This is a genomic window from Amycolatopsis solani (assembly GCF_033441515.1).
GTDB lineage: Bacteria > Actinomycetota > Actinomycetes > Mycobacteriales > Pseudonocardiaceae > Amycolatopsis > Amycolatopsis solani.
The window spans coordinates 1,926,031-1,940,466 of the sequence record NZ_JAWQJT010000002.1 but is presented as its reverse complement, the minus strand read 5'-3'; the positions used below and the strand labels follow the sequence as shown (position 1 = coordinate 1,940,466).

The window sequence follows — 14,436 nt, the reverse complement described above, 5'->3', positions numbered from 1 at the left end:
AAAGCGGTCGCCGCGCGCGGCTCGCTCTGGCACCATCGGGCGGGTGAGCCCGGTCGAGATCGCCTGCGACGAGTCGGGCTCGGAGGGCGAAAACCTGCTCGGCGGCGAGACCGACGTCTTCGCCCACGCCGGGGTGTGGCTGACCCCGGACGCCGCCGCGGACTGCGTGCGCGAAATCCGCGCGCGCATCGGCTCCCCGGCCGAGGAATACAAGGCCAACCACCTGCTGCGCGCCAAGCACCGCGCGGTGCTCGAGTGGCTGCTCGACCCCGGCGGCCCGCTCGACGGCCACGGCCACGTCCACCTGACCGACAAGAAGCTCTTCGCCGTGCGCGCCGCGGTCGAGCTGCTGGCCGGGCCGGACGCGGGTGAGCTCGCCCCCACCCTCCACCGCGCGGGCCCCGCCGCGTTCGGCGCCGCTCGCTGGAAGTACTTCCTGACCGCGTTCACCAGCGTGCTGCGGCTCAACCCCCGGCGCGGCGTGACGACGTCGCCGGAGCGGTTCTTCGCGCTGGTCGGCGACCTCGCCGCGACCCCTGGCGAAGCCGGCGAAATCCTCGGCCTCTTCCGCGGCGGCGCCGACCGCGTGGCCGCCTACCGCGCGCGGCTGGCGAGCGACCCGGGCCTGGTGCCGGTGCTCGACCCGCTGGTGCCCGCGGTGCTCCACACGATCCGCCACTGGAGCGCGGACGGCACGCCGGTCGCGCTGGTCCACGACGAACAGCTCGCCCTGACCGCCGAGCGCGTGCTGCAGCTCAAAGCCACCCTCGGCCACCGGCTGGCCGGCGTCCGGTTCGTCGACTCCCGCGCCGACGCCCGGGTCCAGATCGCCGACTTCCTCGCCGGCGTCGCCCGCCGCATCGCCTCCGACGAGCTGAACGGCCGCGGCGACGCCCGGCTGACCGGGCCGCTGAAGTCCTTTGTGGACGCCAACTCCGTCTGGGACGGGCTCAGCAGCTGAGCACCTGCGCCGGCGAACTCGTGGTGTCGAGCCGTTTCACGTACGCGTCGCCACCGCGCCGGGCGCACGCGGATTCCTTGGTGGCGAACGGCCCGGCGTAGACCGCGTACACGTCGGCGCCGTTCACCCGCTGCCGCAGCGACCCGCAGCCGGTGCTCGGCGCGTGCAGGTAGCTCGAGCCGGGGTGCGCGTCGAGGAAGCGCTGGACGTCGGCGCGGTAGCGGGCCGGGGTCACGGCGGAGCCGAGGATCACCACGAACGACCCGTCGCACGCGGGCGTGCTCATCGCGGTCGCCAGCCCGAGGTCCGCCCCGCCCGCGACGACCGTGGTGGCGACGGACGTCCGGACGCTCACCTGCGTGGTCGTGACCGGCGCGGCGGGCGACGGCGGCGGGGAGGACGGCGCCGTGGTGGACGGCGAAGCCGAGGCCGGGCCCGCCGTCGGCTCGTGCTGCGAGGAGGGGCTGAAGATCGTGAACCAGGCGGCCACGCCCGCGAGGGCGAGCAACGCCACCGCGGCGACCACCCAGGGCGCCTTCGCCGTCCGCGGCCGCTCGGGAACCGGCTCCGGCATCGGCGAGACCCGGGTGGCCTGCCGCGTCGGCGGAGCGGCCGCGCGGACCGGGCTGGTGCCGCCGAGCGCGGCCCGCGCGGCGTCGGCCAGTTCCGCGACCGAGCCGAACCGGTCCGCCGGGTCCTTCGCCATGCCCCGCGCGATCACGTCGTCGAACGCGGCGGGCAGGCCGGGCCGCAGCGCGCTCGGCCGGGGCGGCGGCTGGTGCAGGTGGGCGCCGATCAGCGACGCGGCCGTCGACGCCGGGAACGGCTTGCTGCCGGTCAGGCACTGGTGGAGCACGCAGGCCAGCGAGTAGACGTCGACGCGGTGGTCGGCGGGCGCGTCGGTGAAGCGCTCGGGCGCCATGTAGTCGAGGGTGCCGACAGCCCCGCCGGTCGCGGTGAGCCCGGTGGCGGACCCGGCCGCGCGGGCGATCCCGAAGTCCACGAGGTAGGCGAACCCGGTCGCGTCGACGAGCACGTTCGACGGCTTGACGTCCCGGTGCACCAGCCCTTCGGCGTGCGCGGCGGCCAGCGCCCGCGCGACCTGCCCGACGACGTCGACGGCATCGGCGACCGGCGGCGCCCCGCCCGCGGCCAGCCTGCTGCCGAGGTCGTCGCCGTCGACCAGCCGCATGTCGAGGTAGAGCCGCCCGTCGAGCTCCCCGTAGGCGTGGATCGGGATGACGTGCGGCTCCCGCAGCCGCGCCACCGCGTGCGCCTCCCGCCGGAACCGCTCCTGGAACTCCCGGTCGGCGGCGAACCCGGGGGCGAGCAGCTTGAGGGCGACGACACGATCGTGGCGGGTGTCGTGGGCGCGGTACACCTCGCCCATCCCGCCGCGCGCGATCAGCGACTCCACGCGGTAGGGCCCGAACTGCCAGCTCACGTTGATCCCTCCGCAGACACCGGGAAGTCGTCGCCCGCGGGCAAGGACGTTACACCGACGAGATTGCTGACTATGGTCAGAGAATGGAAAGGGACCTGATCGACGGCGTCCGGCGGTTCACCCGCACGGTCACCCAGCGGATCGGCGCGCTCGAGGACGGCTTCCTCGCCCGTGACCGGCCGCTCGGTCAGGCCCGGGTCCTGTGGGAGATCGGTGAGGCCGGCCTGGACGTGCGCGAGCTGCGTGAACGGCTCGACCTCGACTCCGGCTACCTGAGCAGGCTGCTGCGCGGGCTCGAACGGGACGGCCTGGTGCGCGTCGAGCCCAGCGACGCCGACGGGCGGGTGCGGACCGCGTGGCTGACCGAGGCCGGGCGGACCGAGCGCGCCACCCTCGACCAGCTCTCCGACGACGCCGCCGCGGCGATCCTCGGGCCGCTGTCCGGCGGGCAGCGCGCCCGGCTCGTCGCCGCCATGGCCGAGGTCGAGCGGCTCCTGACCGCGTCGGCGGTCGAGGTCGCGTCGTGCCCGCCGGAGCGGCCCGCCGCCCGGCTCTGCCTGCGCGCCTACTTCGGCGAGCTGGCCCGGCGGTTCGACGGCGGCTTCGACCCGGAGCTCAGCACCTCCGCGGCCGACGCCGAGATGACGCCGCCGTCCGGGGTGCTGCTCGTCGCCACGCTGCACGGCGAGCCGGTCGGGTGCGGTGCGCTGAAGTTCCACGGGGGCGGGCCCGCCGAGGTCAAGCGGATGTGGGTGGCGCCGTCGGCGCGCGGCCTCGGGCTGGGCCGCCGGCTGCTCGCCGAACTGGAGGCCCACGCCGCCTCGCAGGGTGTCCGGACGCTGCGGCTGGAGACGAACCGCGCGCTCGCCGAGGCGATCGGGCTGTACCGCGCGGCCGGCTACCGGGAGGTCTCCGCGTTCAACGACGAGCACTACGCCGATCACTGGTTCGAGAAGCACCTCGCCGCTCCCCGTACCCTTGCCTAGTGCGGACCCGCCCCACCCTCTCCTGGACGTCGGCGGACGCGCCGCTGCCGCGGACGTCCAGCCTCGACGAGCTCACCGGCGTCGTCGCGCGCGGCCGCGTCGCCGTGCTGAGCGGCGCCGGGCTGTCCACCGAGTCCGGGATCCCCGACTACCGCGGCGAGACCGGCAGCCTGCGCCGGCACACGCCGATGACCTACGACGAGTTCGTCACCAGCGCCGATGGGCGGCAGCGGTACTGGGCGCGCAGCCACCTCGGCTGGCGCACGATCGCCCGCGCCGACCCCAACGACGGGCACCGCGCGGTGACCGCCCTGCGCGAAGGCGGGTTCGTCGACGGCGTCATCACGCAGAACGTCGACGGCCTGCACCAGGCGGCGGGCACGGCCGACGCGATCGAGCTGCACGGCAGCCTCGACCGCGTGATCTGCCTCGGCTGCCGCCGCACGAGCCCGCGCGCGGACCTGGACCGCCGCCTGCGCGCGGCGAACCCCGGGTTCGACGGCGCGGCCACCCGCATCAACCCGGACGGCGACGTCGACCTGCCCGACGACGTCGTGCGCCGCTTCACGCCGGTGCCGTGCGAAGACTGTGCGTCCGGGGTGCTGAAACCGGACGTCGTGTTCTTCGGCGAGAACGTCCCGCGCCCGCGCGTCGAGGAGTGCTTCCGGCTGGTCGACGACGCCGACGCGCTGCTGGTGCTCGGCTCGTCCCTGACGGTGATGTCCGGCCTCCGGTTCGTCCGCCACGCGGCGAAGGCGGGCAAGCCGGTGGTGATCGTCAACCGCGGCGAAACCCGGGGCGACCGCTACGCGTCGGTGCGGGTCGACCGCCCGCTCGGCGCGGCGCTCACCGAGCTGACCGCCCGGCTGGGGTGCGGGGATCGCGGCCGAACCGCCTGAGCACCCGGTCCTGCCGGGACGCGCCGGGCTCGTCCGGAGGCGGGTCCGCGAACACCCGCGAGTTGAGCGCCAGGCCCGCGAAGATGGCTTCGTAGTCCTCGTCGACCCACTTGACGAGACCGGGGTCGAGGGTGTCGGCCGCGCCGAGGGCGCGAGCCAGGTCCCAGGTGTGCACGGTGCTGTCGGCCGTGCGGACCGCGAGCGCCCGCCGTCCGGTCAGCTCGCCCAGCGGGTAGTCGACGACCCGGTCCAGCGCGCCGGGCGTCGCGAACGCTTCGGCGCACACCCGCACCGACTCGGTGAACGCCGTGACGGGGTCGTCCCCGAGCGCGTCGGCGTCGCGGGCGGCCAGGAACTCCTCCCGGGTCGCACCGGCGAGGAGCCCGACGTAGTTGAGGTTGCCGCGGGTCATGTGGTTGACCAGCGCGCGCACGTCCCACTCGGTGCACGGGGTCGGTGCGCCCCAGCCATCGGACGGCACCGCGCTGAGGTGGTGCTCGAAACCCTTGCTGGCGAGCAGGAACCGGTCCAGGAGCATGTCCGCCAGTCTGGTGCGGGTGCCGTGCGGGGCGCTGGCGGGTTTTCGACGTCGTGGACGAGCCCGGTCCGGGCAGGTGGGGGGAACCCGCCCGGACCGGGCTCTGGCGACGGACCTCCACAGCCGGTCGTCGCCTGCAAGACGCGGCGGCCGCTCAAGGCGTTACAGCGACTGCAACCCGTTCCACGACCAGTGCGGCATCGGCAGCTCCCCGGGCACCTCGGCGGGCGGGCCCGGGTAGGTCAGCACCTCCGCCACCGCCCACTCCATGTACGCCCGCAGCGCGGCGCGGAACTCGGGATCGGCGGGCAGGCCGGCGTCGTCCGCGGCCGCCACGAAGCAGGTCACGAACCGGCGGCCGAGGTCGCTCATGTCGCCGTTGCCGGCGTGCATCCGCAGCATCGCGGAGTGGTCGCCGCACTCCCGGGAGAACCGTGGCGGCCCGCCCATGACCTCGGCCCAGTAGCCGGCCAGCCGTTCGACGTGCTGCGGGTGCTGCCCCGGGTGCGAGAACGGGTGGTTCAGCTCCGGGTCGGCCAGGCAGCGCTCGTGGTGGGCGGCGGCCAGTGCGAGGAACGCGGGGTCACCGCCGGCGAATTCGTAGAGCGAGGGGCGCACCCGCCGAGACTGGCACGCCGCGCCCCCGGAAGCTAGCGCGCTCCGGCGGCGGCTCGTTCGGCCGTGGGGGAGAAGCCGCCGTAGGCCTCGACCGCCCGCTTGACGTCTTCGGTGACGAGGTCGTGGTTGAGCGCTCCCGCGGCCGCCGCGCCCTGGGCCGCGGCGATGACCACGGTCGCCCGTGCGTCGACGACGTTCCCGGCCGCCCACACCCCGGGCACGCTGGTCTGCCCGCTGGGGTCGATCGCGCCTTCGACGTAGCCGAGTCCGCGCAACAGCTCGTCGTGCGGGACGGTCCGGGTGCGCAGGAACAGCGCCGTCCGCGGGACGAACCGGTCGCCGAGCTCGATCCCGGTGAGCCGCCCGGCTTCCCGCCGCACCGCGGTCACGATGCCTTCGACGACGCGGATGCCGCGCGCGTCGAGCCGTTCGCGGTCCGCTTCGGACGGTGGCGCGGTGTGGGCGAAGTAGACGACGTCGGGTGACCACTGGCGGACGAGCAGCGCGTGCTCGACGCTCGCCGGCTCGGTGCCGAGCACGCCGAGCGGCTCGTCGCGCACCTCGTAGCCGTGGCAGTAGGGGCAGGTCACCGCGCCGGCGCCCCAGCTCTCCCGCAGCCCGGGCAGGTCCGGCAGGTCGTCGTGGACGCCGGTGGCGACCAGGACGCGCCGCGCGGTCAGCTCCCGCCCGCTCGCGAGCCGGGCGGTGAAGCCGGGTTCGAGCCCGGTCACGCGGTCTTCGACGAGGTCGACGCCGTACCCGGCGAGCTCCCCGCGGCCGATTTCGAGCAGTTCGGACGGCGGCAGGCCGTCCCGCGAAAGGAAGCCGTGCATGTGTTCGGCCGGGGCGTTGCGCGGTTCCCGGGCGTCGACGACGGCGACCCGCCGCCGCGCGCGGCCCAGCATCAGGGCGGCGTTCAGGCCGGCGGCACCGCCGCCCACCACCAGGACGTCGTAGCTGTTTTCGGTCATGCCGCCACCATGAACCCGGCCGCGCGAATCCGACAACTAATGTTGCCGTTTCCGGGACGAGCGGGTTTCCTGGAGGCATGACGGACGCGATCACCCAGGCCCTCTCCGAAGTCGGCCCCCGGCTCAAGCGGGTCCGCACGCAGCGGCGGGTCACGCTGGCCGACCTCTCGGCGGCGACGGGCATTTCGAAGAGCACGCTGTCCCGGCTGGAGTCCGGGCAGCGGAAGCCGAGCCTGGAGCTGCTGCTGCCGATCGCGCAGGCCCACCAGGTCCCGCTCGACGAGCTGGTGGGCGCCCCGGAGGTCGGGGATCCCCGCGTCCGCCTCACCGCCCGCCGCATCCCGCGCCACAACGGCGCGACGATGACCGTCCTCCCGCTGACCCGTCAGCCCGGCGCGCCCCAGGCGTTCAAGATGGTCCTGGAACCGGAGACGGGTGAGCCCGATCCCCAGGTCCACGAGGGCTACGAGTGGCTGTACGTCCTGTCGGGCCGGCTGCGGCTGGTCCTGGCCGACCGCGACATGGTCCTGGGCCCGGGCGAGGCGGCGGAGTTCGACACGCGCCTGCCGCACTGGTTCGGCGCGCTCGACCGGCCCGCGGAGATCCTCAGCCTGTTCGGGAAGCAGGGGGAGCGGCTCCACCTGCGGGCGAAGTCCCGTTAACCCAGGTCCCGCTGCATGAGGAGCGTGTCGAGCCAGCGGCCGTGCTTGAACCCGACGCGCCGCAGTACGCCCGCGTCGGTGAAGCCGGCCGCGAGGTGGAGGTTCTGGGAGGCCGGGCTGCCGGAGTCGACGATCACCGCGATCGCCTGCCGGGCCCCGGCTTCGCCGCAGCGCTTCAGCAGTTCGCCGAGCAGCCGTCGCCCGAGGCCGCGGCCGGTGGCGCCCGGCGCGAGGTAGATCGTCGTCTCCACCGAGTACCGGTACGCCGGCTTCGGCCGCCACGGCGCCGCGAGCGCGTAGCCGAGGACCTCGCCTCCTTCGGCGAGGACGAGGAACGGCCACGCGTGCTCGCGGATCTTCGTCCGCCACTGGTCCGGGGTGGGTGGCGTGGTCTCGAACGTGACGACGGAGCCGGTGGCGTACGGCGCGAAGACCGCGGCGATGCCTTCGGCGTCGGCCTCCGTCGCTTCCTCTATAGTGGACACGCTTGCTATTATAGAGGAATGATCGACCCGGTGGTGCTCGGCCGTCGCCTGCACGAACTCCGCGCCGACCGCGGGCTCGCGCTGAGCGCGCTCGCCGGGGCGGCGGGAGTCAGCGTCAGCATGCTGTCGGCCATCGAGCGCGGCGAGAAGACGCCGACGGTCGTCGTGCTGTCCCGGATCGCCGACGGCCTCGGCCTGTCGCTGTCCCGCCTGCTGGCCGACCTCGAAACCGACCGCGTGATCGTGCGCCGCGCCGCCGAGCAGGAGCACATCGCCGAGCCGGGCGGCTGGCACCGCACGGTGCTTACGCCGGTCGTGCCCGGCGTCAACTTCGAATGGATCCGCACGACCCTGCCGCCGCACTGCGACGCGGGCGAGTTCCCCGCCTACGCCCCGGGGTCCCACGAGTTCGTCGCCGTCGAATCGGGGGTGCTGTGCCTGGGCGTCGGCGAGACGGACCACGTTCTGAGCGCGGGCGACTCGCTCTACTTCCCGGCCGACGCACCGCACTCGTACGCGAACCGCGGCGACGAGGAGTGCGTCTACCACGTCGCGGCGCTGATCATGCGGTCGCGCGAAAACCGCGGTTCGCCGGTTTCCCGCGCGCCGCGCTGTTAACGTCCGGTGGTGCGGATCTGGTGCTGCGGAGTCGTCTTGGGTGCGGTTGCGCTGCTCGCCGCGTGCGCCGGCGGCGGATCGGGCACCGGGCGGCTGATCCCGCCGACCCCCACGACGACCCCGCCGACCAGCACGACGGCGGAGTCGCCGGTGACGACCACGGCGCCGCCGACGTCGACTCAGACCCGAGCGCACCCGCCGACCGCGACCACGAAGAAGACGACGACCCCGCGCCGCACCACCACCAAGCGGCGCCCGCGCTGAGTCAGCGTCCGCGCAAGCGGGGCTTCGCCAGGCCGATCGCGGCCAGGACGATCAACGCGACCGCCGCCACCGCCGCGATCACCGGCAGGACGGGCGCGCGGGTTTCGGTGCCCGTCAACGTGAGGACGCTGGACAGGAGCAGGATCGCGCCCGCGCCCAGGTACAGCCAGCACAACGGGGCGGTGGAAGGGATGAAGTGCCAACGCCGTTCGGCCATCGAACCTCCTTGATCGCTCTTCCCCACGGAGCTGCCCCGATCGGGGGATGCTCAAACCGGCCCGGATGTTCCGCTCGACGGAACGCGAGGCTGTCCCGGCCGCCGAGTCCGGTGCGACGGTCGGGGCATGGCTCCCGTGATGGCGGCGATCGTCGGCCCCGGCAACATCGGCACCGATTTGCTGGCGAAGCTGCGACGCAGTGAAGTGATCGAAGTCGGGTACGTGGTCGGCGTGGTCGAGTCCGAGGGCCTCGAACGCGCTCGCGCGCAGGGGATCGCGGCGTCGGCCGACGGCGTCGACTGGCTGCTGCGCCAGGATCCGTTGCCGGAGCTGGTGTTCGAGGCGACGTCGGCGAAGGCGCACGCCGCGAACGCGCCCCGCTACGAGGCGGCGGGCATCCAGGCGATCGACCTCACCCCGGCGCACCTCGGCCCGATGGTGTGCCCGCCGGTGAACCTCGGTGCCCACCTCGACGCCCCGAACGTCTCGATGATCACCTGCGGCGGCCAGGCCACGATCCCGATGGTGCACGCCGTTTCCCGGGTGACACCGGTGCCGTACGCGGAGATCGTCGCCTCGGTGGCCTCGCGCGGCGCGGGTCCCGGCACCCGGGCGAACATCGACGAGTTCACGCGCACGACGTCGCAGGCGGTCGCCGAGATCGGCGGGGCCGGGCGCGGGAAGGCGATCATCATCCTCAACCCGGTCGAGCCGCCGATGATCATGCGGGACACCGTGTTCTGCGCGATCGGCCCCGACGCCGAACGCGACGCGATCACCACGTCGATCCACGAAATGGTCACCGAAGTCGGGCAGTACGTCCCCGGCTACACCCTGCGCGCGGATCCGCAGTTCGACGACGCGCGCGAGGACTGGGACGGCAACGCGCGGGTCGGCATCTTCCTCGAGGTCCGCGGCAACGGCGACTACCTGCCCGAGTACGCCGGGAACCTGGACATCATGACGGCCGCGGCGGCCCGGGTCGGCGAGCTGATGGCGCAGGCGAAGCAGGAGGTGTCCGCATGACCCGCCCGGAACTGCGCCACGACGTCCGGATCGTCGACACGACGTTGCGCGACGGCAGCCACGCGATGGCCCACCGCTTCACCGAGCAGCAGGTGCGCGACACCGTACGCGCATTGGACCGCGCGGGCGTCGAGGTGATCGAGGTGACCCACGGCGACGGCCTCGGCGGCTCGTCGTTCACCTACGGCTTCTCCGCCGTCGACGAACTGAAGCTGATCGCGGCGGCGCGCGAGGAGGCGAAGCAGGCGAAGATCGCCGTGCTGCTCGTGCCGGGCATCGGCACGGCGGAGGACCTCCAGCGCGCGTTCGACGCGGGCGCGGAAATGGTGCGGGTGGCAACGCACTGCACCGAGGCCGACGTCTCGCCGCAGCACTTCGGCCTGGCGCGCGAGCTCGGGATGGAGACGGCGGGCTTCCTCATGATGGCGCACCGGACGCCGCCGGAGGACCTGGCGAAGCAGGCCAGGATCATGGTGGACGCGGGCTGCCAGGCGGCGTACGTGACGGACTCGGCGGGCGCGCTGCTGATGCACGAAGCGAAGGCGCGGTTCGAAGCGCTGGTCGCGGAGGTCGGCGACACGGCGTGGGTCGGCTACCACGGGCACCAGAACCTCTCGCTCGGCGTCGCGAACTCCGTGCTGGCCCACGAAGCCGGCGTCCGCTACATCGACGGCTCGCTGTGCGCCCTCGGCGCGGGCGCGGGCAATTCGCCGACGGAGGTCCTCGCGGCGGTGTTCGACCGACTGGGGATCGGCACGGGCCTCGACGTCGGCGCCCTGCTGGACGCGGCCGAGGAGGTCGTCCGGCCGTACCTGCAGCGCTGGCCGAAGATGGACCGCAACGCGATCGTCCAGGGCTGGGCGGGGGTCTACTCGAGCTTCCTGCTGCACGCCGAGCGCGCGGCGGAGCGCTACGGCGTCCCGGCCCAGGCGATCCTTCGCCGCTGCGGCGAACTCGCACTGGTCGGCGGCCAGGAGGACATGATCATCGACGTCGCGGTGCAGCTGGCCGCGGAGGGGTAGGCAACCGGACGCGGGCTTCGCGCGTGGAACAGCCGTGACGACCGAAGCCCCGGACGAGACGCTCCTGCCCGAGCTCGTGCGCCGCCGCGACCTGCGTGCGGGCGCGCCGTACCCGTCGGCACCAGCGGTCCTCGGCGTACTCGCGTTGCTGACCGACGTGGCGCTGCACCTCACCACGACCCTCGTGATCGCCACGCGGTTCGGCCTGTCGTTCTGGCCCGGGGTGGCGGTCTACGCGGTCATCTCGCTGACCCACCGCGTACTGCTGCGGCGCTGGTGGGGCGCCACGCTGGGCGGTCTGCTCTGCGGCCTGCGGTTCGTGGTCGAGGCCACCGGCCGGCCGCCGACGCTGGGGCAGCTCGCGAAGGTCTGGCTGCTCACGGCGGTGCTGGCGGTGTCGACGTGACCGGCTAACGCGCGAAGCGGTCCAAAGCCGCCTGCTTCCAGGCGCGCTTGGTCTCGCTCGCGCGGTGCCCGGACCGGTCGTCGACGAGCAGTTCGGCGCCCGGCCAGGCCCGCGCGAGCTCCCACGCCGTCGTGACCGGGCAGCTGAGGTCGAGACGGCCGTGGATCAGCACGCCGGGGATGCCCGCCAGCTTCCCGGCGTCGCGGATCACGGCGCCTTCTTCGAGCCAGCCGGCGTTCGCGTAGTAGTGCGTGGTGAGCCGGACGAACGCGAGCGCGGCGTCGTCGATCGGTCCACTGTGGACTTCGGCGCCCGGTTCGAGGGACAGCACCGTTTGCTCCCACTCGAGCCACGCGAGAGCGGCGCGTTCCCGCTCGCCGGGATCCGTCATCAGCCGGGCGTAGCCGCGCACGATGTCGTCGTCCCCGGCGCGGTCGCGGAAGCGTTGCCACGCCTCGGGGAAGAACCGGCCGGCCCCGCGGTAGAGCCAGTCGATCTCCGAGCGCCGCGTGGTGCTGATCGCGCTGAGCACGATCTCCGACACCCGGTGCGGGAAGCGTTCGGCGTACACCAGGGCGAGCGTCGCGCCCCACGAACCCCCGGTCAGCAGCCAGCGCTCGATGCCGAGGTGCTCGCGCAGCCGTTCGAGGTCGGCGACGAGGTGGCCGGTGGTGTTGTCCCGCAGGCTCGTGGCCGGGTCGCTCGCGTGCGGCAGGCTCCGGCCGCACCCGCGCTGGTCCACCAGCACGACCCGGTAGCGGGCGGGGTCGAACACCCGCCGCATCCCCGGCGAACAGCCTTGGCCGGGGCCGCCGTGCAGCACCAGCGCGGGCTTGCCGTCCGGGTTCCCGCAGGTCTCCCAGTGGATCCGCTGCCCGTCGCCGACGTCGAGCAGGCCGTGGTCGTGGGGCTCGATCGGCGGGTACACCGCGTCATTGTCCCGGGCGCGCCGGGACGGTCCCGGCGCGCCCCCGGCGTCAGGCAGGTTCGCCGAACCACCGCCGCAGCGCGGTGTCCAGCCCGGCGGTCCCGCCGTCCTCGCTCGCCCAGGCGATGAAGCCGTCCGGCCGGACGAGCACCCCGGTCAGCGTGGGGTCGCTCTCGCACTTCGCGCTCAGCACGGTCACCCGCTCGTCCCAGCCGGCGGCCGCCTGCCGCATCGCGGCGTCGTCGGCGAGGTCGAGCAGGAGCGCCTTGCCGTCCTGGAGGTGCTCGCCGAGGCGGCTGCCGTCGGCGAAGGCGAAGTCCGGCGCGGCGCGGCCGGTGAGGTCGTGCTCGCCTTCGAGCGGATACCGGTGCAGCACGCCGGAAAGCTTCTTGGCCAGGAAGGTCGCGCCGTCGTCGGTGCGCAGCAGGTCGCCGACGACCTGGCGCAGCGCCTTCGTCCGGACGTCGCTGCGCATCAGCGCGACCTGCGCCCGGGTCCATTCCAGTACCCACTCGCCGATCGGGTGCCGCTCGGTCGTGTAGGTGTCGAGCAGGCCCTCGGGCGCCCAGCCCCGGATGGTCGCGGCGAGCTTCCAGCCGAGGTTGACGGCGTCGCCGATGCCCAGGTTCAGCCCCTGCCCGCCGAAGGGGGAGTGGACGTGCGCGGCGTCGCCGGCCAGCAGGACGCGGCCGAGGCGGTAGGTGCTCGCCTGGCGTGCGTTGTCGGTGAAGCGCGTCGCGCTGTGCACCTTCAGCACCCGGACGTCGGCGCCGGACACCCGCCGGAAGCTGTCCTCGAGCTCCTGCGCGGTGACCGGGGCTTCGCGGTCCGCGGGCGGTCCGTCGAACTCGACGGTGAGCATCCGCCCGGGCATCGGCCCGTGGACGTAGAGCCCGCCGGTGCCGTGCTGCCAGCCCCCGGGCAGCTGGTCGGCGCCGCTGAGCTCGGCCATCGCCTGCCGCCCGGTGACGGCGGGATCGGTCCCGGGGAACTCGAACCCGGCCAGCTTCCGGACCGGGCTGCGACCCCCGTCGCAGCCGACCAGCCAGCTCGCGCGCACCCGGTCGTCGCCGAGGTGCACCGTGACGCCGTCGTCGTCGGCCTCGAACCCGGTCAGCTCCGCGCCCCGCCGGATCTCGGCCCCCAGCTCGAGGGCGCGCGCGGCGAGGATCGCCTCGACGGCCTGCTGCTGGATCACGACCACGCGGGCCGCCGGCCCGACGTCGCGGAAGTCGGGATCCTCGAAGTCGACCCCGTTCGAGGCGACCATGATGCCCGCGAAGTGCCCGACGGGCATCGCCGGCTTCGGCCCGCCCCCACCGCGCGACTTGAGGAACTCTTCGATGCGTGCGGCGTTCTGCCGCACGTTCTCGTCCATGGCGGGCAGCAGTCCCCGCCGGTAGAAGGCTTCGGCGGTCGTCAGGTTGACCGACCCGGCCTTGATCGTCAGGTCCGGCTCGGGCAGCCGTTCGACGACGAGCACGTCCACGCCCGCCAGCCGCAGTTCGCAGGCCAGCATCAAGCCGACCGGTCCGCCCCCGGAGATCACCACATCCCTGTTCATGGCTCCGATGATGCCGCAAAACTTTTACCGGGTCAAACTTTATGCCGGGTCTATACTCTCGGCTCATGGCGGATCACGGACTGCGCGAGCGCAAGAAGCAGGCGACACGGCTGCTCATCTCGAACGTGGCCACCGGCCTCTTCATCCAGCGCGGCTTCGACCAGGTGACCGTGGCGGAGATCGCCGAGGCCGCGGGCGTCTCGAAGATGACGGTGTTCAACTACTTCCCGCGCAAGGAGGACCTGTTCCTCGACCGGCACGCCGACCGCCTGGCCGAGCTGAAGTCGGTCATCACTTCGCGGCCGGCGGGGACTTCGCCGTGTGAGGCTCTGCGGGCGCACCAGCACTCGCTGCTGGCCGCGGGGCACCCGTTGTCCGGCGCCATCGCCGGCGGCCCCGGCTTCTGGTGGGTCCTGACGTCGAGCCCGGCCCTGATGGCCCGGTGGTACGAGCAGGAGCGGGAGATCGCTTCGGCGTTCACGGAAGTGTTCGTCTCGGAAACGGGGGATGCTTTCCGGTCCCGGATGGTGGCGGGATTGCTGACGACGGCGATCGCGACGATCTTTTCGCACGCGATGGAGCGGATCATCGGCGGCGAAGACGCGGAACTGGTGCGGCGGGAGCAGGTGGCGTTCATCGACGAGGCGTTCGACCTGGTCGAGAGCGGTGTGGGCGACTTCCCGGCCGCCCGTTAGCCGGACTGAAAAAGTGTTTCCCGACCGTGTCGTCCTTCGCCCGTAAAGGCGAGCTCGCCGCCGCATCCGGGGGAAACGCCTTCACCGTCCCGTTTCCCCAGGTGTATTCCTGAGTTCCGCGCCCCGGAAGT

Annotated in this window: 18 protein-coding genes; 10 read left to right on the top strand and 8 right to left on the bottom strand. The window is 73.5% G+C overall.

Annotation, left to right across the window (positions count from 1 at the left end; all coding sequences use genetic code 11):
* Positions 1–43: 43 nt before the first annotated feature.
* Entirely contained in the window at positions 44–961 is a 918-nt protein-coding gene (locus tag SD460_RS29480; RefSeq protein WP_290054874.1) for a DUF3800 domain-containing protein, read from the top strand.
* On the opposite strand, the gene SD460_RS29475 is transcribed toward SD460_RS29480, so the two are convergent.
* Entirely contained in the window at positions 951–2,405 is a 1,455-nt protein-coding gene (locus tag SD460_RS29475) for a serine/threonine-protein kinase (RefSeq protein WP_318307023.1), read from the bottom strand. The two genes, SD460_RS29480 and SD460_RS29475, sit on opposite strands and share 11 nt — an antisense overlap.
* Positions 2,406–2,488: 83 nt before the next feature.
* On the opposite strand from SD460_RS29475, the gene SD460_RS29470 reads away from it, so the two are divergent.
* Entirely contained in the window at positions 2,489–3,391 is a 903-nt protein-coding gene (locus SD460_RS29470; RefSeq protein WP_318307022.1) for a bifunctional helix-turn-helix transcriptional regulator/GNAT family N-acetyltransferase, read from the top strand.
* Positions 3,391–4,290 (top strand): NAD-dependent protein deacetylase, encoded by a 900-nt coding sequence (locus SD460_RS29465; protein WP_318307021.1) that lies wholly within the window; start codon positions 3,391–3,393, stop codon positions 4,288–4,290. Before SD460_RS29470 ends, SD460_RS29465 begins: the two co-directional genes overlap by 1 nt.
* On the opposite strand, the gene SD460_RS29460 is transcribed toward SD460_RS29465, so the two are convergent.
* From SD460_RS29460 to SD460_RS29450, 3 genes are all read right to left on the bottom strand, one after another.
* Entirely contained in the window at positions 4,238–4,828 is a 591-nt protein-coding gene (locus SD460_RS29460) for a TIGR03086 family metal-binding protein (protein WP_290054865.1), read from the bottom strand. The two genes, SD460_RS29465 and SD460_RS29460, sit on opposite strands and share 53 nt — an antisense overlap.
* Positions 4,829–4,990: 162 nt before the next feature.
* Positions 4,991–5,446: a group II truncated hemoglobin gene (locus tag SD460_RS29455; RefSeq protein ID WP_290054863.1), complete on the bottom strand. Its 456-nt coding sequence runs from the start codon at positions 5,444–5,446 to the stop codon at positions 4,991–4,993.
* Positions 5,447–5,478: 32 nt separating this feature from the next.
* Entirely contained in the window at positions 5,479–6,417 is a 939-nt protein-coding gene (locus tag SD460_RS29450) for an NAD(P)/FAD-dependent oxidoreductase (RefSeq protein ID WP_290054860.1), read from the bottom strand.
* 77 nt (positions 6,418–6,494) lie between these two features.
* On the opposite strand from SD460_RS29450, the gene SD460_RS29445 reads away from it, so the two are divergent.
* Positions 6,495–7,079: a helix-turn-helix domain-containing protein gene (locus SD460_RS29445; protein WP_290054857.1), complete on the top strand. Its 585-nt coding sequence runs from the start codon at positions 6,495–6,497 to the stop codon at positions 7,077–7,079.
* Here SD460_RS29445 and SD460_RS29440 read toward each other — a convergent pair.
* A complete protein-coding gene (locus SD460_RS29440; RefSeq protein WP_290054855.1) occupies positions 7,076–7,564 on the bottom strand; it encodes a GNAT family N-acetyltransferase in 489 nt (162 codons plus the stop codon). The two genes, SD460_RS29445 and SD460_RS29440, sit on opposite strands and share 4 nt — an antisense overlap.
* An 18-nt stretch (positions 7,565–7,582) precedes the next feature.
* On the opposite strand from SD460_RS29440, the gene SD460_RS29435 reads away from it, so the two are divergent.
* Together SD460_RS29435 and SD460_RS29430 are read left to right on the top strand one after the other, a co-directional pair.
* Positions 7,583–8,182, top strand: coding sequence for a helix-turn-helix domain-containing protein (locus SD460_RS29435; RefSeq protein ID WP_290054854.1), 600 nt, complete (start codon positions 7,583–7,585; stop codon positions 8,180–8,182).
* Between the two features lie 9 nt (positions 8,183–8,191).
* Positions 8,192–8,446 (top strand): hypothetical protein, encoded by a 255-nt coding sequence (locus tag SD460_RS29430; RefSeq protein WP_290054851.1) that lies wholly within the window; start codon positions 8,192–8,194, stop codon positions 8,444–8,446.
* Between the two features lies 1 nt (position 8,447).
* Here SD460_RS29430 and SD460_RS29425 read toward each other — a convergent pair whose 3' ends face one another.
* Positions 8,448–8,663 carry a hypothetical protein gene (locus SD460_RS29425; protein WP_290054848.1) on the bottom strand — a complete coding sequence of 72 codons (216 nt, stop codon included), beginning with the start codon at positions 8,661–8,663 and terminating at the stop codon, positions 8,448–8,450.
* 127 nt (positions 8,664–8,790) lie between these two features.
* Between SD460_RS29425 and SD460_RS29420 the strand changes: the two genes are divergently transcribed.
* The 3 genes from SD460_RS29420 to SD460_RS29410 are packed head-to-tail and all read left to right on the top strand — an operon-like array spanning position 8,791 to position 11,118.
* Positions 8,791–9,690, top strand: a complete 900-nt coding sequence (locus SD460_RS29420) for an acetaldehyde dehydrogenase (acetylating) (RefSeq protein ID WP_290054844.1) — start codon at positions 8,791–8,793, stop codon at positions 9,688–9,690.
* On the top strand, positions 9,687–10,712 hold the full coding sequence (dmpG, locus tag SD460_RS29415; protein WP_290054841.1) for a 4-hydroxy-2-oxovalerate aldolase: 1,026 nt from the start codon (positions 9,687–9,689) through the stop codon (positions 10,710–10,712). The genes SD460_RS29420 and dmpG overlap by 4 nt, the downstream gene beginning before the upstream one ends.
* Positions 10,713–10,746: 34 nt before the next feature.
* Complete coding sequence (locus SD460_RS29410) at positions 10,747–11,118, top strand: RDD family protein (RefSeq protein WP_290054838.1); 372 nt, start codon at positions 10,747–10,749, stop codon at positions 11,116–11,118.
* A 4-nt stretch (positions 11,119–11,122) separates the two neighbouring features.
* On the opposite strand, the gene pip is transcribed toward SD460_RS29410, so the two are convergent.
* Both pip and SD460_RS29400 read right to left on the bottom strand, forming a co-directional pair.
* The gene (pip, locus tag SD460_RS29405) at positions 11,123–12,046 is read right to left on the bottom strand and encodes a prolyl aminopeptidase (protein ID WP_290054835.1); all 924 of its coding nucleotides are present in this window, start codon (positions 12,044–12,046) and stop codon (positions 11,123–11,125) included.
* Positions 12,047–12,095: 49 nt separating this feature from the next.
* On the bottom strand, positions 12,096–13,610 hold the full coding sequence (locus SD460_RS29400) for an FAD-dependent monooxygenase (RefSeq protein WP_318307020.1): 1,515 nt from the start codon (positions 13,608–13,610) through the stop codon (positions 12,096–12,098).
* 65 nt (positions 13,611–13,675) lie between these two features.
* Here SD460_RS29400 and SD460_RS29395 point away from each other — a divergent pair, with 65 nt between their 5' ends.
* Complete coding sequence (locus tag SD460_RS29395; RefSeq protein WP_290054829.1) at positions 13,676–14,305, top strand: TetR/AcrR family transcriptional regulator; 630 nt, start codon at positions 13,676–13,678, stop codon at positions 14,303–14,305.
* The last annotated feature ends 131 nt before the right edge of the window (positions 14,306–14,436 follow it).